This is a genomic window from Kitasatospora sp. NPDC057904, assembly GCF_042887925.1.
Classification (GTDB): domain Bacteria; phylum Actinomycetota; class Actinomycetes; order Streptomycetales; family Streptomycetaceae; genus Kitasatospora.
Genome location: NZ_JBHVOL010000012.1, coordinates 266,035 through 286,407 on the forward strand (window position 1 = coordinate 266,035; position 20,373 = coordinate 286,407).

General features: G+C 70.0%; 15 protein-coding genes and 1 tRNA gene. 1 reads left to right on the forward strand and 15 read right to left on the reverse strand.

The genetic code is table 11. The features are described 5' to 3' along the window. Positions 1–71: 71 nt before the first annotated feature. The 15 genes from ACFVSN_RS28865 to ACFVSN_RS28935 form a co-directional block, all read right to left on the reverse strand. The gene (locus ACFVSN_RS28865; protein ID WP_380435863.1) at positions 72–752 is read right to left on the reverse strand and encodes a response regulator; all 681 of its coding nucleotides are present in this window, start codon (positions 750–752) and stop codon (positions 72–74) included. Beyond that, on the reverse strand, positions 749–1,885 hold the full coding sequence (locus tag ACFVSN_RS28870; protein ID WP_380435861.1) for a sensor histidine kinase: 1,137 nt from the start codon (positions 1,883–1,885) through the stop codon (positions 749–751). Before ACFVSN_RS28870 ends, ACFVSN_RS28865 begins: the two co-directional genes overlap by 4 nt. A gap of 169 nt (positions 1,886–2,054) precedes the next feature. Continuing rightward, the gene (locus tag ACFVSN_RS28875; RefSeq protein ID WP_380502176.1) at positions 2,055–2,732 is read right to left on the reverse strand and encodes a DUF4097 family beta strand repeat-containing protein; all 678 of its coding nucleotides are present in this window, start codon (positions 2,730–2,732) and stop codon (positions 2,055–2,057) included. A gap of 182 nt (positions 2,733–2,914) precedes the next feature. Beyond that, entirely contained in the window at positions 2,915–6,808 is a 3,894-nt protein-coding gene (locus tag ACFVSN_RS28880; RefSeq protein ID WP_380435857.1) for a DNA-directed RNA polymerase subunit beta', read from the reverse strand. Positions 6,809–6,907: 99 nt separating this feature from the next. Next, positions 6,908–10,384: a DNA-directed RNA polymerase subunit beta gene (gene rpoB, locus ACFVSN_RS28885; protein ID WP_329930352.1), complete on the reverse strand. Its 3,477-nt coding sequence runs from the start codon at positions 10,382–10,384 to the stop codon at positions 6,908–6,910. 699 nt (positions 10,385–11,083) lie between these two features. Continuing rightward, positions 11,084–11,464: a 50S ribosomal protein L7/L12 gene (gene rplL / locus ACFVSN_RS28890; RefSeq protein WP_363648534.1), complete on the reverse strand. Its 381-nt coding sequence runs from the start codon at positions 11,462–11,464 to the stop codon at positions 11,084–11,086. Positions 11,465–11,552: 88 nt separating this feature from the next. Beyond that, on the reverse strand, positions 11,553–12,116 hold the full coding sequence (rplJ, locus tag ACFVSN_RS28895) for a 50S ribosomal protein L10 (RefSeq protein ID WP_350503606.1): 564 nt from the start codon (positions 12,114–12,116) through the stop codon (positions 11,553–11,555). A 342-nt stretch (positions 12,117–12,458) separates the two neighbouring features. After that, positions 12,459–13,322: a hypothetical protein gene (locus tag ACFVSN_RS28900; RefSeq protein ID WP_380435855.1), complete on the reverse strand. Its 864-nt coding sequence runs from the start codon at positions 13,320–13,322 to the stop codon at positions 12,459–12,461. A gap of 473 nt (positions 13,323–13,795) precedes the next feature. Beyond that, the gene (locus ACFVSN_RS28905) at positions 13,796–14,632 is read right to left on the reverse strand and encodes a hypothetical protein (RefSeq protein ID WP_387956825.1); all 837 of its coding nucleotides are present in this window, start codon (positions 14,630–14,632) and stop codon (positions 13,796–13,798) included. Positions 14,633–14,755: 123 nt separating this feature from the next. After that, positions 14,756–15,544 carry a hypothetical protein gene (locus tag ACFVSN_RS28910; protein ID WP_380435851.1) on the reverse strand — a complete coding sequence of 263 codons (789 nt, stop codon included), beginning with the start codon at positions 15,542–15,544 and terminating at the stop codon, positions 14,756–14,758. Positions 15,545–15,691: 147 nt separating this feature from the next. Continuing rightward, positions 15,692–16,414 carry a 50S ribosomal protein L1 gene (gene rplA, locus ACFVSN_RS28915; RefSeq protein ID WP_360342401.1) on the reverse strand — a complete coding sequence of 241 codons (723 nt, stop codon included), beginning with the start codon at positions 16,412–16,414 and terminating at the stop codon, positions 15,692–15,694. Between the two features lie 103 nt (positions 16,415–16,517). After that, positions 16,518–16,952: a 50S ribosomal protein L11 gene (gene rplK, locus ACFVSN_RS28920; RefSeq protein ID WP_350511356.1), complete on the reverse strand. Its 435-nt coding sequence runs from the start codon at positions 16,950–16,952 to the stop codon at positions 16,518–16,520. A gap of 165 nt (positions 16,953–17,117) precedes the next feature. Beyond that, positions 17,118–17,999, reverse strand: a complete 882-nt coding sequence (gene nusG, locus ACFVSN_RS28925; RefSeq protein WP_387592726.1) for a transcription termination/antitermination protein NusG — start codon at positions 17,997–17,999, stop codon at positions 17,118–17,120. Between the two features lie 209 nt (positions 18,000–18,208). Continuing rightward, on the reverse strand, positions 18,209–18,565 hold the full coding sequence (gene secE / locus ACFVSN_RS28930) for a preprotein translocase subunit SecE (protein WP_359962165.1): 357 nt from the start codon (positions 18,563–18,565) through the stop codon (positions 18,209–18,211). A 150-nt stretch (positions 18,566–18,715) separates the two neighbouring features. Next, positions 18,716–18,788: transfer RNA gene (locus ACFVSN_RS28935), tRNA-Trp, on the reverse strand. Positions 18,789–19,072: 284 nt separating this feature from the next. Between ACFVSN_RS28935 and ACFVSN_RS28940 the strand changes: the two genes are divergently transcribed. Continuing rightward, positions 19,073–20,320 (forward strand): pyridoxal phosphate-dependent aminotransferase, encoded by a 1,248-nt coding sequence (locus tag ACFVSN_RS28940; RefSeq protein ID WP_380435846.1) that lies wholly within the window; start codon positions 19,073–19,075, stop codon positions 20,318–20,320. The last annotated feature ends 53 nt before the right edge of the window (positions 20,321–20,373 follow it).

Below are 20,373 nucleotides of genomic sequence, written 5' to 3' on the forward strand. Positions count from 1 at the left end.
GCCCTCGTCGCGGATCGCCCGCACCGGCGAACTGCCCGCCTCCCCCGCGCGGGGGAGGGCCCGGGACAGGCCTAGTCCTCCCCGGCCACCACCGCGCCGGACTCGTACGCGAACACCACCGCGTGCACCCGGTCGCGCAGCCCCAGCTTGCTCAGCACGTTGCTGACGTGCGTCTTCACGGTGTGCTCGCTGACCACCAGCTCCGCCGCGATCTCCGCGTTGGACAGCCCGCGCGCCAGCAGCCGCAGCGTCTCCTGCTCGCGCAGGGTCAGCTGCTCCAGCAGCTTGGACGGCGGACGAACGGCCCGCTCCGCCGTCCCCGGGCGGCGTGCCGCGAACTCGCCGATCAGCCGCTTCGTCACCGAGGGCGCGAGCAGCGCCTCCCCCGAGGCGACCATCCGCACGCCGTGCGCCAGGTCGTCCCGGCGGACGTCCTTCAGCAGGAAGCCGCTCGCGCCCGCGTACAGCGCGTCGAAGACGTAGTCGTCGATGTCGAAGGTGGTCAGCATGATCACCTTGGTGGCCGGGAACTCCGCGCACACCCGCCGGGCCGCCTCCAGCCCGTCCATCACCGGCATGCGGACGTCCAGCAGCAGCACGTCGGGGCCGTGCTCGCGCACGGCCTCGACGGCCTCGGCGCCGTCGCACGCCTCGGCCACCACCTCGATGTCCGGCTGGGCGTCCAGGATCATCCCGAACCCGGCCCGCACCAGCTCCTGGTCGTCCGCGACGACCACCCGTATCGGCGTCATCCGCCCACCCTCTCCACCACCCCGGCCGGCCCCAACGGCAGCCGGGCAGTCACCAGGAAGCCCTCGCCGGCCGGGCCCGGACCGGCCTCGGCCCTCCCACCGCAGGCGGCGGCCCGCTCCCGGATGCCGACCAGCCCGCGCCCGCCGGACCAGCCGCCCACCGCGCGGTCGGCGGCGAGCGGCACGCCGCGGCCGTTGTCGGACACCACGACCTCCAGCGCCTCGCCGGCCCGGCGCACCCGGATCGCGGCCAGGTCGGCACCGGAGTGCTTGACGGTGTTGGTCAGTGCCTCCTGCACGATCCGGTACGCCGCCGCCTCGACGTCGGCGGGCACCGCGCCCAGCCCGTCCGCGAGGTCGAGCTCCACCCGCAGGCCGGCCCGGCGCACCCGCTCGGCGACGTCGGCCAGTTCGGCCAGCCGCGGCTGCGGGGCCAGCTCGGGGCTCGCCCCGTCCTCCTTCAACACCCCCAGCACGCGCCGCAGTTGGACCATCGCGTCGCGGCCGGAATCGGCGATCGTGTCGAACGCGCGGATCGCCCGCTCCGGCTTGCTGTGCACCACCAGCGGCCCGGCCTCGGCCTGGATCACCATCAGCGACACGGCGTGCGCCAGGATGTCGTGCATCTCCCGCGCGATCCGGGCCCGCTCCTCGGCGACCGCCCTGGCCGCCTCGCTGGCCGTCCGCTCGCCCGCCTCGCGGGCCCGCGCCGCCTCCACCCGGGCCAGCTGCCGCTGGGCGCGCACCAGCGAGCCGAAGACGAACGAGCCGACCGAGGTGAGCAGGCTGAACAACATGCCGTTCGGCGAGTGGGTGCCCAGCACGTTGGCGAGCACCACGACCGCGAAGACCGTCCAGCGCTGCCGCTCCGAGGAGCGCTCCGCCACCGTGTAGATGCCGATCACCGCGTACAGCGGCAGCTGCGGGTTCGCCGAGTGCGCGACCAGCGACAGCACCACCGACGCCGCGCTGACCGCCGCCAGCGAGGTCAGCGTGAACCGGCGCCGCCACGGCAGCGGCAGCGCGGTCGAGACCGCGACCAGGTAGACCCACCAGGGCCACGCCACGTCGTCGTTGTAGACCGACCACACCGAGACCGCCGCCGAGGCCAGCGCCAGCAAGGTGTCCAGCACATACGGACTCCGCCCGGCCGTCCAGCCCCGCCAGCGCGCAGCGCGCTCCACCGTCGTACCTCCCCCGTACCCGGGGACGCCGCCCCCGCGGAGAAGATCATGCCCTACCGGCAGGACTTCCGGGACGGCCCGGGCGGCCGGACGCACGGGGCCGGCCGCGACCGCCCGGTCAGACACCGGAAACCGTCACACCACCGGTCCCGGCCCGCGCGGTGATGCTGCGCGCCGCCCCCGCCTTCGACGGGATGCCGAGGTCCACCCCGCCGGCCCCCGCCTGCGCGTCCACCGCGTACTCCGCGCCGGCCGGCACCTTCAGCCGCACCCCGCCGGTCGACACCTTGGCCTCGACCTTCGTCGGGGCCGCCGCGAAGTCCGCCCGCACCCCGCCGTTGGTGGCGCTCAGCCGCACCTGCGGCGAGGTCAGCCCGGTCGCCTCGACGCCCCCGTTGTCCACCGACGCGTCGACCTCGGCGGCCAGCCCGACCAGGCGCACCCCGCCGGTCGTCTCCCTGACGGTGACCTTCGTCCCGGCCGGCACCTGCACGTCGTACCCGACGCCGCACGCGTCGCAGTCGTACGTCAGCCGCAGCACGCCGTCCTTCACCTCGTGCGTGGTGCGCGGCGCGTCCCCCTTGTAGTTCTGCTTCTCGGTCACCTGGACCGCGGTGCCGCCGCCCGTGACGACGACCCCGCCGGTGTGCCCCTCGACCACCAGCTCCCGGACGCCGTCCGTGACGCCGTAGCTCACCGTGCGGTGCTCGTCGTCGCCGCCCCCGAACGGCAGGCACGCCGACATCCCGAACAGCACGGCCCCCGTGATCGCCACCGCACCCAGTACCCGCTTCATTCCCGGCCCCCTTCGCAAGCCCGTCATCCCGACACCGAGAAGACTCGCGCAGCGGCCCCCTCCCCCGCCTCCCTCCCCGGAGCGGTCCTCGCCACTCCCCCGCACGGGGGATCCGGGCCCGGAAACGCCGCAGGGCGGCCACCCCGTGAGGGGTGACCGCCCTGCGATCAGTGCTGCTCGACTCAGCCGGTGTACGGGCCGTAGTCGTAGTCGTCCAGCGGAACCGCCTGGCCGGAGCCGGCGCCGAAGGGCGACAGGTCGTAGTCGTCGTAGCCGACGGCCGAGTACATGGCGGCCTTGGCCTCCTCGGTCGGCTCGACCCGGATGTTGCGGTAGCGGGGCAGACCCGTACCGGCCGGGATGAGCTTACCGAGGATGACGTTCTCCTTGAGGCCCAGCAGCGGGTCCGACTTGGCGTGGATCGCCGCGTCGGTGAGGACCCGGGTCGTCTCCTGGAAGGAGGCGGCCGACAGCCAGGACTCGGTGGCCAGCGAGGCCTTGGTGATACCCATCAGCTGCGGACGGCCGGAGGCGGGGTGACCGCCCTCGGAGACCACACGACGGTTCTCGGTCTCGAAGCGGCCGCGCTCGACGAGCTCGCCCGGGAGCAGCTCGGCGTCGCCCGACTCGATGATCGTCACGCGGCGGAGCATCTGCCGGATGATGATCTCGATGTGCTTGTCGTGGATCGACACGCCCTGCGAGTTGTAGACCTTCTGGACCTCGGCGACCAGGTGGATCTGGACGGCACGCTGGCCCATGATGCGCAGGACGTCGTGCGGGTTGGTGGCACCCATGGTCAGCTTCTGGCCGACCTCGACCGCCTCGCCCTCGCTGACGAGCAGCTTCACGCGCTTGGACACCGGGTACGCGATCTCGTCGGTGCCGTCGTCCGGCGTGATGACGATCTTGCGGGTCTTCTCGGTGTCCTCGATCCGCGCCCGGCCGGTGGCCTCCGAGATCGGGGCCACACCCTTGGGGGTACGGGCCTCGAAGAGCTCGACGACACGCGGCAGACCCTGGGTGATGTCGTCACCGGCCACACCACCGGTGTGGAAGGTACGCATGGTCAGCTGGGTACCGGGCTCACCGATGGACTGGGCGGCGATGATGCCGACCGCCTCACCGATGTCGACCAGCTTGCCGGTGGCCAGCGAACGGCCGTAGCAGAAGGCACAGGTGCCGACGGCGGACTCACAGGTCAGGATCGAGCGGACCTTGACCTCGGCGATGCCGTGGCGGATCAGCTCGGCCATCAGCACGTCACCGAGGTCGGTGTTGGCGGTGGCGAGGAGCTTGCCGTCGACCGTGATGTCCTCGGCGAGCATGCGGGCGTAGACGCTGGTCTCGACGTCGTCGGCCTTGCGCAGCACGCCGTCGGCGCCCACGGAGCCGATCGACAGCTTCAGGCCGCGCTCGGTGCCGCAGTCCTCCTCGCGAATGATGACGTCCTGGGAGACGTCGACCAGACGACGGGTGAGGTAGCCGGAGTCGGCGGTACGGAGGGCGGTGTCGGCCAGACCCTTACGGGCACCGTGGGTGGAGATGAAGTACTCCAGCACGGTGAGACCCTCACGGAACGACGCCTTGATGGGTCGCGGGATGGTCTCGTTCTTGGCGTTCGACACCAGACCACGCATACCGGCGATCTGGCGCATCTGCATCATGTTTCCACGAGCACCCGAGTCGACCATCATGAAGATGGGGTTCGTCTTCGGGAAGTTCTCGTTCATGGCCTCGGCGACCTCGTTGGTCGCCTGGGTCCAGATGCCGATGAGCTCCTGCTTGCGCTCGTCGTTGGTGATCAGGCCGCGCTCGTACTGACGCTGGACCTTCTCCGCCTTCGCCTCGTAGCCCTCCAGGATCTGGGGCTTGTTCGGCGGGACGACGACGTCGGAGATCGAGACGGTGACACCCGAGCGGGTCGACCAGTGGAAGCCGGCCGACTTCAGGTTGTCCAGGGTCGCCGCGACGACGACCTTGGGGTAGCGCTCCGCCAGGTCGTTGACGATCGCGGAGAGCTGCTTCTTGCCCACCTCGTAGTCGACGAACGGGTAGTCCTCGGGCAGCAGCTCGTTGAAGAGCGCGCGGCCCAGGGTGGTGCCCAGGCGGAAGGGCTCGCCCTCGAACCAGGTCGACTGGCCGTCCTCGTCCACCGGGGCGGTCCAGCCGCGCGGCGGGACGGTGCCGGCGCCGAGGCGCAGCTCGATCGGGGCCTGGACGTCCAGCTCGCGGGCGTCGAAGGCCATGATCGCCTCGGCGGTCGACGAGAAGGTGCGGCCGGCGCCCTTCACGTTGTCGCGGTCCGAGGTCAGGAAGAACAGACCGAGCACCATGTCCTGGGTCGGCATGGTGACGGGGCGACCGTCGGCCGGCTTCAGGATGTTGTTCGAGGACAGCATCAGGATGCGGGCCTCGGCCTGCGCCTCCGCGGAGAGCGGCAGGTGGACGGCCATCTGGTCACCGTCGAAGTCCGCGTTGAACGCGGTGCAGACGAGCGGGTGGATCTGGATGGCCTTGCCCTCGACCAGCTGCGGCTCGAAGGCCTGGATGCCGAGGCGGTGCAGGGTGGGCGCACGGTTCAGCAGGACCGGGTGCTCGGCGATGACCTCTTCGAGCACGTCCCACACGACCGGGCGGGCGCGCTCGACCATGCGCTTGGCCGACTTGATGTTCTGCGCGTGGTTCAGGTCCACCAGGCGCTTCATCACGAACGGCTTGAAGAGCTCCAGCGCCATGGCCTTCGGCAGACCGCACTGGTGCAGCTTGAGCTGCGGGCCGACGACGATGACCGAACGGGCCGAGTAGTCGACTCGCTTGCCGAGGAGGTTCTGGCGGAAACGACCCTGCTTGCCCTTCAGCATGTCGCTGAGGGACTTCAGCGGGCGGTTGCCCGGACCGGTGACCGGACGGCCGCGGCGGCCGTTGTCGAACAGCGCGTCGACGGCCTCCTGGAGCATGCGCTTCTCGTTGTTCACGATGATCTCGGGGGCACCGAGGTCGAGCAGGCGCTTCAGGCGGTTGTTGCGGTTGATGACGCGGCGGTACAGGTCGTTCAGGTCGGAGGTCGCGAAGCGGCCACCGTCCAGCTGCACCATCGGACGCAGGTCCGGCGGGATGACCGGGACGCAGTCCAGCACCATGCCGTTGGGCTTGTTGGTGGTCTGCAGGAACGCGGAGACGACCTTGAGGCGCTTGAGCGCACGGGTCTTCTTCTGGCCCTTGCCGGTGCGGATGATCTCGCGCAGGCGCTCGGACTCCTCCGCCAGGTCGAAGGTCTCCAGGCGGTCCTTGAGGGCCGCCGCGCCCATCGAGCCGGAGAAGTAGGTGCCGAAGCGGTCGCGCAGCTCGCGGTAGAGCAGCTCGTCGCCCTCGAGGTCCTGGACCTTGAGGTTCTTGAAGCGGGCCCACACCTCGTCGAGGCGGTCGAGCTCGCGCTGCGCGCGGTCGCGCAGCTGCTTCATCTCGCGCTCGGCGCTCTCGCGCACCTTGCGGCGCACGTCGGCCTTGGCGCCCTCGGCCTCCAGCTCGGCCAGGTCGGTCTCGGCCTTCTTGGCGCGGCCTTCGAGGTCGGCGTCGCGGCGGTTCTCGATCTGCTGGCGCTCGACGGAGACGTGCGCCTCCAGCGACGGCAGGTCGCGCTGACGGCGCTCGTCGTCGACCCAGGTGATCATGTAGGCGGCGAAGTAGATGACCTTCTCGAGGTCCTTCGGCGCCAGGTCGAGCAGGTAGCCGAGGCGGGACGGCACACCCTTGAAGTACCAGATGTGGGTGACCGGGGCGGCCAGCTCGATGTGGCCCATCCGCTCGCGGCGCACCTTGGCGCGGGTCACCTCGACGCCGCAGCGCTCGCAGATGATGCCCTTGAAGCGGACGCGCTTGTACTTACCGCAGTAGCACTCCCAGTCCCGGGTGGGGCCGAAGATCTTCTCGCAGAAGAGTCCGTCCTTTTCGGGCTTCAGGGTGCGGTAGTTGATGGTCTCCGGCTTCTTGACCTCGCCGTGCGACCACTGGCGGATGTCGTCGGCGGTGGCCAGGCCGATGCGGAGCTCGTCGAAGAAGTTGACGTCAAGCACTGGTCGTCAAGCCCTCTTTCGTAAGTCGAGAGTCGTTCATGTGGTCTGAGGGGGGCCTGGGGGCGGGCCGGCCCGGTCAGCGGGCCGGCCCAACCTCCGTCAGACCTCTTCGACGCTGCTCGGCTCGCGCCGGGACAGGTCGATGCCGAGCTCCTCGGCGGCGCGGAAGACGTCCTCGTCGGAGTCCCGCATCTCGATGGACTGGCCGTCCGAGGACAGCACCTCCACGTTGAGGCAGAGCGACTGCATTTCCTTGATGAGGACCTTGAAGGACTCGGGAATGCCGGGCTCGGGGATGTTCTCGCCCTTGACGATGGCCTCGTAGACCTTCACGCGGCCGAGCACGTCGTCGGACTTGATGGTGAGCAGCTCCTGCAGCGCGTAGGCCGCGCCGTACGCCTCGAGGGCCCACACCTCCATCTCACCGAAGCGCTGACCACCGAACTGCGCCTTACCACCGAGCGGCTGCTGGGTGATCATCGAGTACGGACCGGTCGAACGGGCGTGCAGCTTGTCGTCGACCAGGTGGTGCAGCTTGAGGATGTACATGTAGCCGACCGAGACCGGCATCGGGAACGGCTCGCCGGAGCGGCCGTCGAACAGGCGGGCCTTACCGGTGGAGTTCACCAGGCGCTCGCCGTCACGGGTGAGCGTGGTGTTGTCCAGCAGGCCGGTGATCTCGTCCTCGCGGGCGCCGTCGAAGACCGGGGTGGCGAGGTTGGTGCCGCCCTGGACGGTGTCGGCGCCGATCGCCTGCAGGCGCTGGGCCCACTCGTCGGCGAGGCCGGAGACGTCCCAGCCCTGCTTGGCGAGCCACCCGAGGTGAATCTCCAGGACCTGCCCGGGGTTCATTCGGGACGGGACGCCCAGCGGGTTGAGGATGATGTCGACCGGGGTGCCGTCCTCCAGGAACGGCATGTCCTCGACCGGCAGGATCTTGGAGATGACGCCCTTGTTGCCGTGACGGCCGGCGAGCTTGTCACCGTTGGTGATCTTGCGCTTCTGGGCCACGTAGACGCGGACCAGCTGGTTGACGCCCGGGGGCAGCTCGTCGCCCTCTTCGCGGTCGAAGACGCGGACGCCGATGACCTTGCCGGACTCACCGTGCGGGACCTTCAGCGAGGTGTCGCGGACCTCACGGGCCTTCTCACCGAAGATCGCGCGGAGCAGGCGCTCCTCGGGGGTCAGCTCGGTCTCGCCCTTCGGGGTGACCTTGCCGACCAGGATGTCGCCGGTGACGACGTCGGCGCCGATGCGGATGATGCCGCGCTCGTCGAGGTCGGCGAGGACCTCCTCGGAGACGTTCGGGATGTCCCGGGTGATCTCCTCGGGGCCGAGCTTGGTGTCACGGGCGTCGACCTCGTGCTCCTCGATGTGGATCGAGGAGAGGACGTCGTCCTGCACGAGGCGCTGCGACAGGATGATCGCGTCCTCGTAGTTGTGACCCTCCCACGACATGAACGCCACGAGCAGGTTCTTGCCGAGGGCCATCTCGCCCTCGTCGGTGCACGGGCCGTCGGCCAGGACCTGGCCGGTCTCGACCCGGGCGCCCTCGTCCACGAGCACCTTCTGGTTGAAGGCGGTGCCCTGGTTCGAGCGGGTGAACTTGGCGGCGCGGTACGTGGTGTAGGTGCCGTCGTCGTTCGCCACGGTGACGTAGTCGGCCGAGACCTCCTGGACGACACCGGCCTTCTCGGCGGTGATGACGTCGGCGGCGTCGACGGCGCAGCGGTACTCCATGCCGGTGCCGACCAGCGGGGCCTCGCTCTTCAGCAGCGGCACCGCCTGGCGCATCATGTTCGAGCCCATGAGCGCGCGGTTGGCGTCGTCGTGCTCGAGGAACGGGATCATGGCGGTCGCGACCGACACCATCTGGCGCGGCGAGACGTCCATGTAGTCGATCTCGGAGCCCGGGATGTAGTCGATCTCGCCGCCACGGCGGCGGACCAGGACGCGAGGCTCGGCGAAGTGCAGGTCCGCGGTCAGCGGGGCGTTCGCCTGGGCGATGACGTAGCGGTCCTCCTCGTCGGCGGTGAGGTAGTCCACCTGCTCGGTGACGACACCGTCGACGACCTTGCGGTACGGGGTCTCGATGAAGCCGAACGCGTTGACCCGGCCGTACGAGGCGAGCGACCCGATCAGACCGATGTTCGGGCCTTCGGGGGTCTCGATCGGACACATGCGCCCGTAGTGCGAGGGGTGCACGTCACGGACCTCGAAGCCGGCGCGCTCACGGGAGAGACCACCGGGACCGAGGGCGGACAGACGGCGCTTGTGGGTCAGGCCCGACAGCGGGTTCGTCTGGTCCATGAACTGCGACAGCTGGCTGGTGCCGAAGAACTCCTTGATGGAGGCGACGACCGGCCGGATGTTGATCAGGGTCTGCGGCGTGATCGCCTCGACGTCCTGGGTGGTCATGCGCTCGCGCACGACGCGCTCCATACGGGCGAGACCCGTACGGACCTGGTTCTGGATGAGCTCGCCGACGTTGCGCAGGCGGCGGTTGCCGAAGTGGTCGATGTCGTCGACCTCGACCACGATGTCGCGGCCGGTCTCGTCGTTCCACTCGGTCTCACCGGCGTGCAGCTTCACCAGGTACTTGATCGCACCGATGATGTCGGGCTCGGTGAGCACGCCGGAGTCCAGCGACTCGGCGTTGCCCAGCTTCCGGTTCACCTTGTAGCGGCCGACCTTCGCGAGGTCGTAGCGCTTCGGGTTGAAGTACAGGTTCTCCAGAAGCGTCTGCGCGGCCTCGCGCGTCGGCGGCTCGCCCGGACGCAGCTTGCGGTAGATGTCCAGCAGCGCGTCGTCCTGGCCCTGGGTGTGGTCCTTCTCCAGGGTGTTGCGCATGGACTCGTACTCGCCGAACTCCTCGAGAATCATCTCGTTGGTCCAGCCGAGCGCCTTCAGCAGCACGGTGACGGACTGCTTGCGCTTGCGGTCGATGCGGACGCCGACCATGTCGCGCTTGTCGATCTCCATCTCCAGCCAGGCACCACGCGAGGGGATGACCTTGCAGGAGTAGATGTCCTTGTCGGAGACCTTGTCCAGGGTGGAGTCGAAGTACACACCCGGGGAACGGACCAGCTGCGACACGACGACACGCTCGGTGCCGTTGATCACGAACGTGCCCTTGTGGGTCATGAGCGGGAAGTCGCCCATGAAGACCGTCTGAGACTTGATCTCACCGGTCTCGTTGTTGGTGAACTCGGCCGTGACGAAGAGCGGGGCCGCGTACGTGAAGTCACGGTCCTTGCACTCGTCAATCGAGTTCTTCGGCGGCTCGAAACGGTGGTCGCGGAAGGTCAGGGACATCGACCCGCTGAAGTCCTCGATCGGGGAGATCTCCTCGAAGATCTCCTCCAGACCGGACTTGGTGGGGACGTCCTGACCGTTCTCCAGCGCCGCCTCGACCCGGGACTTCCAGGCCGCGTTGCCGAGCAGCCAGTCAAAGCTCTCGGTCTGCAGGGCCAGGAGGTTGGGGACCTCGAGGGGCTCCTTGATCTTCGCGAAGGAGACGCGGAGCGGGGCGGTGGATGCGGCGGAATTGTTCGAGGCGTTGCGCGGCGCGGCCAAGAGGGGGGTCCTTCCGAGGGCTCGGAGCTCACTACGCGCGTACCAGCCGGGCCTGCATGGGCTTGGTCCCGCCTCCCTCGCCACTGGCCTCCGCCGGGACCGAAGTCCCAGGTCAGAGCCGCTTTGCGGAGGTGGTGCCAGACCCCTTCAGGGCAACGCAAACTCCGGGCGACGAGTCACGGAGCAGCTAACAGGCAGCGCAAAGGGACAGTGTAGCCAAAGGGCACACTGCTGTCCAGCTCTGATTCGGAAACCGAATCGGAGACTCCTCCCGGTAGCCGGCGGGCGCGGGCGCTCGCCGGTACTGCTCTGGGCACTGCACCGGCCCGGACCGAGCCGGGCCGCTCAACTCACGTGGAGTCACTTCCCGCCGGAGCCGCTGGTTATGCATCCAGCCGCAAACCAACCGGGGGGACTCGCGCCTTGAGAATCGCGCGCCGCGCCAGGTTCGTCAAGGGCCCCGCCTCCGGCGCGGACCTCGCCCTGTCCATCGATCGGAACCCCTCCGGCGTTACAGAAGCCGTGGTGGGGGCTACTCCCGATGACGGTGATCACCATACCCCCCGGCACCGACAGTGCCGAGTGAGCGATGGGCCACACCGGTGGTCCCGACCTGCGGCCGGGAACGCGAAAAGGCCGGGCCGACCACCCGCAAGGGTGATCGGCCCGGCCCGGAGCCCCCTCGGAGGGGGCCCGAGATCACTTGACGGTGACCTTGGCGCCGGCACCCTCGAGGGCGGCCTTGGCCTTCTCGGCAACGTCCTTGGCAACCTTCTCCAGGACCTTGGCACCAGCGGTGTCAACGAGGTCCTTGGCCTCCTTCAGGCCGAGGGAGGTCAGGGTGCGCACCTCCTTGATGACCTGGATCTTCTTGTCGCCGGCACCATCGAGGATGACGTCGAACTCGTCCTGCTCCTCGACGGCCTCAACGGCGGCCGGGCCACCGGCGGCGGCAACGGCGACCGGGGCGGCGGCGGTGACGTCGAACTTCTCCTCGAAGGCCTTCACGAAGGCAGCGAGCTCGATGAGGGTGAGCTCCTCGAACTGCGCGAGCAGCTCGTCCTGGGACAGCTTCGCCATGATGGCGTCCTTCCACTAAATCGGCAGGTGGTGCCGTATGTACGGGTTGGGCGGGCACGGGCCCGCAGCGAGGCGTGAGCCTGCCGAATTACTCGGCGGCGGCGTCCTCGGCGGCGGGAGCCGGCGTACCGGCACCGCCCTGCTCGACCTTGTCGCGCAGCGCGTCCACAGTGCGGACGAGCTTCGACGGCAGGGCCTGGAAGAGCGCGGCAGCCTGGGACTGCTTGGCCTTCAGGGCACCCGCCAGCTTGGCGAGCAGCACCTCGCGGGACTCGAGGTCCGCGAGCTTCTTGATCTCATCGGCGGACAGCGCCTTACCGTCAAGGACACCGCCCTTGATGATGAGAGCGGGGTTCTCCTTGGCGAAGTCACGCAGAGCCTTCGCCGACTCCACCGGGTCACCGGTGACGAAGGCGACAGCCGTCGGACCGTTGAACAGGTCGTCCAGCTCGGAGATCCCGGCCTCATTGGCCGCGATCTTGGTCAGCGTGTTCTTCACCACGGCGTACTCGGCGTTGTCGCCGAGCGAGCGACGCAGGGTCTTGACCTGCTTCACCGAGAGACCGCGGTACTCGGTCAGCAGCGCCGCGGAGGAGCCACGGAACTTGTCCGTGATCTCGGCGACGGCGGCAGCCTTGTCGGGCCTGGCCATAGGCTTACGCCTCCTTCCGTGATGTCGAAGTCCGGCCGACCGCGAAAGTCGACCATTCACACCTCGAACCGACCGGACGGAAGGAAAGCTCTTGCGGAAAATGCAATGAGCCCCGGTGCGCAGGCGCACGGGGCTCGTAGCGACCTCGACGGGCATTCGCGCGAACGCGGACCCGGAAGTCGAAGCTCCAGACACACCTGCGCGGGCTGCCTGCGCACGGGGCGCAGATCCTTCGGTCACCGGCTCCCTGACGAGAGCGTGGCGACAACCAGCGGTCTTTGGCTTCGGCAACAGTAACCGGACTCCGCTGTCCGGGGCAAATCGCCCCGGAACGCCGGGAGCTCAGCGGGCCAGCGGGGACACCGTGCGCGTCCCGGTGTCCACGGTGTCGGTCTCGGCAGGGGCCTGGACGGAGAGCAGGGCGCCGGCGAGGTCGGTGTAGAGCACCGAGTCGTCCGCCCGGCCGGAGTCCCCGGTACCGGTGCGCTGGAGCTTGACCAGCTGGTCCTTGTCGTTCAGCCACAGGTCCAGGGTCAGCGAGAGCGAGCCGCCGGGGGCGAGCGCCGCCCGCAGCCCGTCCCGGCGGGACTGGCTCAGCTGGGTCTGGGCGGCCGCGTACTTCTCCGCGGTCGTCGTCACCTGGTAGTGCTCGACGGTCGAGTCCTCGAACTTCTCCTCGGCGACGAACCGCGGCTCCACGCCGTCCGCGGTCGCGGCGGTCAGCGCCTCGACCGGGTTCAGCAGGTCGATCAGCCCCGCGTACGGGACCTCCTTGTGGCCGTCCGGGCCCGGCGGCGTGGAGAAGCGCTCCCAGTGCTTGCCGCCCTGACGGGCCGCGGTGGCCGCGTCGCCGCCCTGGTAGGCGACGGTGTCCACGACGATCAGCTGCTCGGCGTCGGCCGGGGTGGACCGCTTGATCTGCAGCGCCGTCTTGGGCTGCCAGAACAGCGGCCCGGCGCCGGCGTCGGCCCCCAGCCGGTAGCTGACCTTGGCCCGGCGGGCGGTCTGCATGGCCAGCTCGGCGGAGAGCAGGACGCCGTGCGGCGAGCGGTCGGTCGGCTTGGCCGGCCCCGTCGGGGAGGCGCTGGTCGGGGTCGGGCTGCCGGTGGGCGTCGGCCCGGCGTCGCCGCCACCGCCGCACGCGCTCAGCCCGCTCGCCAGCAGCACGACGACCGCCACGGCCGTCAGCCGCCGCCGTCCCGCCATCGCTGTCCCCTTTCGCCCCGGTCGCCCTTCCGCCGCGGTCGCCGCCGCGGCGGCCTCGCTGTTCCGGCCACCATGCCACCCGGGCCCGGGCCAGCCCGCGGCGCCCCCCGTGTCCAGCGCCGCCGGCTCGGACGGCTCCACCGTGTCGGCGGGGTCCGGAGCGGGGGCGGTCACCGGGGTGCCGTAGTCCGAGTATGTGACGGTGACCCTGAACGCGCCGTTCTTGGTGGCGCCCTGCTCGACGCGCTTGACCACGAGCCGGTCGGCCGTCCCCCCCGGAGACCTTCGCCATGACCGCCTTGTCGTAGTGCAACCGGTGCCGCCCTCCCATGGCACCGACGGCCTGACCGCCGAGGCGCAGGTACATCGCGTCCCGGGTGGAGCGGTACGGGGCCGACCGGCCGCCGGTGAGGGGCGTCAGGAGCTTGCCGAGCGGGGAGCCCGATGGGCTCCCCGTGCGGTGGTCGGGCGGCTCAGCCGAGCAGCTTGAGGATGTCGGCCGGGTTGCCGAGGTCCGCCGCGGCGGGCGCCGCGATCTTCGCCGCGCCGCCGAGACCCGTGTACTTGACGGTGACGGCGTCGTGCTCGCCGTTCTTGTCGCCGAACTCCTGGAGCTGCACCAGCTGCTGCTTGGCGTCGAGCCAGAGGTCGACGGTGATGGTCTTGCCGTCCTGCTCCAGCGACTTCTGGACGGCCTGGCGCTGCTCCGGGCTGAGCCCGGTCATGCCGGCCACCATGGTGGAGGTGTCCTCCACCGAGCGGATGTGGGTGGCCTGGGTGCCCTCGACGGCCTCCTGGCCGACCTTGGTCGGCTTGTTCGCCGCGGCCAGGGTCAGCTGGACGACCGGGTTGAGCATCTGGGTCATCAGCAGGAGGCCGTCGCCCATCTCGTTGCCGGCGGGCATCTTCACCCAGTGCTTGCCGCCGAGCGCCGCGGCCTCGGCGTCCCCGCCGCCGAGGTAGACGTCGGTCCCGACCACCCGGATGCGCAGCTTCTTGGTGTCCATCTCACCGGTGAGGTCCACGGACGTCTTGCCCGGGTCCTTCCAGTCGGCGTCGCCGCTGCCGCCGGTGTGGGTGGAGCCGTCCGGGGCGACCATGGTGACCTTGCCGTTGCCGGCCTTCTGCATCACCAGCGCGGAGGCGGCCAGCGCGGCCTTCGGGTCCCCGCCCAGGGCCCCGGCGACGGCGTCGCCCGCGGCCTTGGTGTCACCGCCCTTGGTGTCGGCCGCGCTCTTGGCACTGCTGCCGCAGGCGGTCACGCCCCCCACCAGCACGGCGGCCGTGACAACGGCCGAAGCGAGACGCACAGCACGCATGGGAGTCCCCCCGTAAGATCCGAAACGATCCGCTGAAGAGCCGATTTTCGGCCCTCGCTCAGGCGGACTCTAACGGATCGCCAGAACCGGCACGCGGGGATGTCCGCGCGCCCGTCAGCCCGTCGGGGCGGGCGTTCCCTCTCCCTCCCCGGGGGCGGAGACGTCCGTCGTGGTCACCACGGTTCCACCGCTCCCCCTGGCCGTCTCGCGCAACCGCAGCAGCCGGTTGCCCGGCCCCACCCACACGTCGAACCCGATCGTGGTGACCCCGAGCCCGCGGTAGTAGGCGAGCACCCCGGCGAGCCGCTCGGCCGAGAAGTCCTTGTCCGCGCCGAAGTAGTCGGCCACCGGCGCCGCGCCCTGGTAGTGCGCGACCGTCGTCCCGGCCAGCTGCTCGGCGCCGAGCGAACCGAGCGCCCCGGCCTGGACCATCGTGTACGCCGTGCTGCCCGGAGTGCTGATCAGCCAGGTCGTCCAGCCGCCCGCGTACCCGCCGGGCGAGGCGCCCGCGCGCGGGTCCAGCGACTCGGCGCCCGTACGGTCCGCGTGCTTGGCCGCGCCGCCCTGGTAGACGAGGTCGAACTCGCCGTCGCGGCCGGTCAGCCGCCCGGTGCCCAGCTCGTCGGTGACGCTCAGGTCGGTCTCGTCCCGGTCGCCCCAGACCAGCGTGCCGCTCGCGGTGCGGCGCCCGGCCGGGCCCTCGGTCACGACGTCGATCCGGGCCCCGCCGGCGTCGTCGAGCGCCTGGGCCGCCGCGAGCACCACCTGCCTGGGCGGGACCGCCGCCGCGACGTTGCCCGGGGTCCGGGCGTCCGGGACGGCCAGCAGGCTGCACCCGGTGGTGCCACCGAGCAGGAGCAGGACGGCCCCGAGGGCGGCGAGGCGGTGGGCGGACGGCAGCACGGCACACTCCGGCGGTCGACACGAGTCGGTCACATGATCCGACCGGCCGAGCGTACGACGCGCCCGACAACGCAACGACGGCGGGCCCGTACTCCCCGCGAGGGGAGTACGGGCCCGCCGTGACGGACTGCTCTGGAGCGCTGTGGCTCAGACCGCGGCCGGGTCTTCCTCGACGAGGAGGTTGCGGGTGCGGTTCGGGTCCACCTGGATGCCGGGGCCCATGGTGGTCGAGAACGCGGTCTTCTTGATGTAGCGGCCCTTGGCGGCGGACGGCTTGGCGCGGAGCACCTCGTCCAGCGCGGCGGCGTAGTTCTCGACCAGCTGCTCGTCGGTGAAGGAGGCCTTACCGATGATGAAGTGCAGGTTCGAGTGCTTGTCGACGCGGAACTCGATCTTGCCGCCCTTGATCTCGTTGACGGCCTTGGCGACGTCCGGGGTCACGGTGCCGGTCTTCGGGTTCGGCATCAGGCCACGGGGACCGAGCACGCGGCCCAGGCGGCCGACCTTGCCCATGAGGTCCGGGGTGGCGACGACGGCGTCGAAGTCGAGGCGGCCCTTGGCGACCTCGTCGATGAGCTCGTCGGAGCCGACGATGTCGGCGCCCGCAGCACGCGCGGCCTCGGCACGCTCGCCGGTCGCGAAGACCAGGACCCGAGCGGTCTTACCGGTGCCGTGCGGGAGGATCACGGTGCTGCGGACCATCTGGTCGGCCTTGCGCGGGTCGACGCCCAGACGCATGGCGACCTCGACGGTGCCGTCGAACTTGGTGGTGCTGGTCGCCTTGGCGAGGCGGACGGCCTCGAGGGGGGCGTAAAGGCGCTCGCGGTCGACCTGAGCGTCCGCGGCCTTCAGAGCCTTGCTGCGCTTCACTGCTGCTCCTGAATGGTGATTGGAGTTGTGGTATTCGACGGACCTGCGCAGGCCCTACCACAGGGACGGCTGAGCCGGTTTGTCCCTGACGGGACGGGGCTGGTCAGCCCTCGACGGTGATGCCCATCGACCGGGCGGTGCCGGCGATGATCTTCTCCGCCGCGTCCAGGTCGTTGGCGTTGAGGTCGGGCATCTTGGTCGTGGCGATCTCGCGGACCTGGGCGCTGGTGAGCTTGGCGACCTTGGTCTTGTGCGGCTCGCTGGAGCCCTTGTCGATACCGGCGGCCTTCAGGATGAGGCGCGCGGCCGGCGGCGTCTTCGTGATGAAGGTGAAGGAACGGTCGTCGTAGACCGTGATCTCCACCGGCACGATCATGCCGCGCTGCGACTCGGTCGCAGCGTTGTAGGCCTTGCAGAACTCCATGATGTTGACGCCGTGCTGGCCCAGCGCGGGGCCGACCGGCGGAGCCGGGTTGGCCGCGCCGGCGTTGATCTGGAGCTTGATAAGCCCCGTGACCTTCTTCTTCTTGGGAGGCATGTCTCTCCGGGTCCTTCCGAGAGGTGATTGCTGGTGCGTGCGGAACCGGGGCGACACCCGGTCGCCAGCACACACATCGAACCAGGCTAACGCGTCCGCGCCGCTGGACCAAAACGGATTCGGGGCGGGGCCGTCGGCCCCGCCCCGAATCCGAAGACCGTACGACTAGTTCTTCTGGATCTGGTCGAAGGACAGCTCGACCGGGGTCTCCCGGCCGAAGATCTCGACCAGGCCCTTGACCTTCTTCGAGTCGGGGTTGATCTCGTTGATGGTCGCCTGGAGGGTCGCGAACGGGCCGTCGGTGACGGTGACCGAGTCGCCGACCTCGAAGTCCAGGACCTGGATCTCGCTGGGCTTGACCGGCGAGGGCTTGCCGGCCTCCTTGGCCGCCTGGCGCTCGACGTCCGGGGCGAGCATCTTGACGACCTCGTCCAGGGTCAGCGGGTACGGGTCGTAGGCGTTGCCCACGAAGCCGGTGACACCGGGGGTGTTGCGCACGACGCCCCAGGACTCGGGGGTGAGGTCCATGCGCACCAGGACGTAGCCGGGGAGCTTGTTCTGGCGGATGGTCTTGCGGTCGCCGTTCTTGATCTGGACGACCTCCTCCTGCGGCACCTCGGCCTGGAAGATGTACTCCTCGACGTTCAGCGAGACGGCGCGCTGCTCCAGGTTCTGCTTCACCCGGTTCTCGTAGCCGGCGTAGGTGTGGATCACGTACCACTCGCCGGGCATGAAGCGCAGGTCCTCGCGGAACTTGGCGACCGGGTCGACCTCGACGGCCTCCTCGACCTCGGCGGCCTCCTCCTCGGCCTCCTCGACCTCGGCGGCGGGCTCCTCGACGGTCTCCACGTGCAGCGCGGCCTCCTCGGCGGGCTCGCCGGCCTCGGCCTCGTCGAACGCCTCGACCTCGTCCTCGTCGCCGTCCACGGCGTCCACGATCTGCTCGGCGGACGCTGCGTCGTCAGCCAGCTCGGCCGCGTCCAGCTCGGCGGCGACATCCGCCTCGCGGACGGTCTCGTCGGCGTCGTACAGGGGGGACTCAGACACGGTGGCTGCTTCTTTCCTGGAGATGGTGAAGGTGGCGCGCTCCGCTACGGCCGCCCGCGCGCCCCGCTCGCGCGGGCGCCAGGTGGATGTCCGGAGACTTCAACAGTACCGAGTCAACGGTAGCGGCCGTGTACGTGCGGCGCAGACAGCTCGACCCGGGCCGAAGTATCGGCCCGGGTCGGGAAGCTTTTCGAAGGCGGTCGGCTCGGTCAGCCGAAGACCAGCAGGCTGAGCTTGGAGAAGCCGTAGTCCAGACCGGCCACCAGGGCCATCATGACCACGACGAAGGTGACCACGACGGTGGTGTAGCTGGTGAGCTCGCCGCGGGTGGGCCAGACGACCTTGCGCAGCTCGGCGATGATCTGGCGGTAGAACAGGCCGATCCGGGCGAACAGGCCCTTCTTGGCCCGCTTGCCGGACTTGTCGCCCGAACGCTTGGCGCGCTTGCGGTCGCGGCGCGAGAGCGCCTTCTCCTCGCCCTCGGCGGGCGCGTTCTCGGCAGCGCCGTCGGCACCCTCGGGGTTGCCGCTCTCAGGCGTTGCGGTGGAGCCCGTGGTCTCCGTCACTCGTCCTCACCTGAATCCGGGTCCTGCCGAGCATCACCTGCGCACCCGGTCGGGCACGTGCTAGCCGGCTAAAGCGGTGCTGATCGGTGCCCTCTCCGCATCAAGCCCGCTCGCTCTGTGGAGCGAACGGGCTGAATACGGGTCAAGCAGCAGGGCAAGAGGGACTTGAACCCCCAACCGCCGGTTTTGGAGACCGGTGCTCTACCAATTGAGCTATTGCCCTACGGTGCCTCGCGGCTCCGGTAGCGACCAACCTACCGCATCTCCCGCCGCTGTCTGCACATGCGGTGAAAGCTCCGGTTGTTTTCGGTGGCCGTCGAGCAGTGAGTGTACGTGGTCCGGGGCTGTTTGGTCGAACCTCTTCTCGCCGGAGCACCGGTCGCCCGGCTTATGTCCGGCATGCCCGCATGATCACCGTCCGATCATCCGCGGCCGCGATTCGGACGGGCCCGTACGGATGGTGAAACCGCGCTGCCCGGTCCGTCCCGGTTCTGCGACGATGCAGGCATGAGCGCTTCCACCCCGCAGCCCGACCCCTCCATCCGCCCCGCCGACCGCCGGGTCTCCGCCCGGATCGGCGCGATCGCCGAGTCCGCGACCCTCGCCGTGGACGCCAAGGCCAAGGCCCTCAAGGCGGCCGGCCGGCCGGTGATCGGCTTCGGCGCCGGCGAGCCCGACTTCCCCACCCCGGACTACATCGTCGAGGCGGCCGTCGAGGCCTGCCGCGACCCGAAGAACCACCGCTACACCCCGGCCGGCGGCCTGCCCGAGCTGAAGGAAGCGATCGTCGCCAAGACCCTGCGCGACTCGGGCTACGCGGTGGACGCCTCGCAGGTGCTCGTGACCAACGGCGGCAAGCAGGCGATCTACGAGGCGTTCGCGGCGATCCTGGACCCGGGCGACGAGGTCATCGTCCCGGCCCCGTACTGGACCACCTACCCGGAGTCGATCCAGCTGGCCGGCGGTGTCCCGGTCGAGGTGATCGCCGACGAGACCACGGGCTACAAGGTCTCGGTCGAGCAGCTGGAGGCCGCCCGCACCGAGAACACCAAGGTGGTGCTCTTCGTCTCGCCGTCCAACCCGACCGGCGCGGTGTACACCCGGGCCGAGGCCGAGGAGATCGGCCGCTGGGCGCTGGAGCACGGCCTGTGGGTGCTCACCGACGAGATCTACGAGCACCTCGTCTACGGCGACGCGGCCTTCACCTCGCTGCCGGCCCTGCTGCCCGGCCTGGCCGACAAGTGCATCGTCGTCAACGGCGTCGCCAAGACCTACGCGATGACCGGCTGGCGGGTGGGCTGGGTGATCGGCCCGAAGGACGTCATCAAGGCCGCGACCAACCTGCAGTCGCACGCCACCTCGAACGTCTCCAACGTCGCCCAGCGCGCCGCGATCGCCGCCGTCAGCGGCGATCTCTCGGCCGTGCACGAGATGCGCACCGCGTTCGACCGCCGGCGCAAGACCATCGTGAAGATGCTCAACGAGATCGAGGGCGTCGTCTGCCCCGAGCCCGAGGGCGCGTTCTACGCCTACCCGTCCGTCAAGGGCCTGCTCGGCAAGGAGATCCGCGGCAAGCGCCCGCAGACCTCCGGCGAGCTGGCGAGCCTGATCCTGGACGAGGTCGAGGTCGCCGCCGTCCCGGGCGAGGCCTTCGGCACCCCCGGCTACCTGCGCTTCTCCTACGCGCTCGGCGACGCCGACCTGGTCGAGGGCATCGGCCGGATCCAGCAGCTGCTCGGCGAGGCCCGCGACTGACGACCGGCCGACGCCCGGCCGACGGCCGTCGTCGACCCGACGCGCCGGGTTCA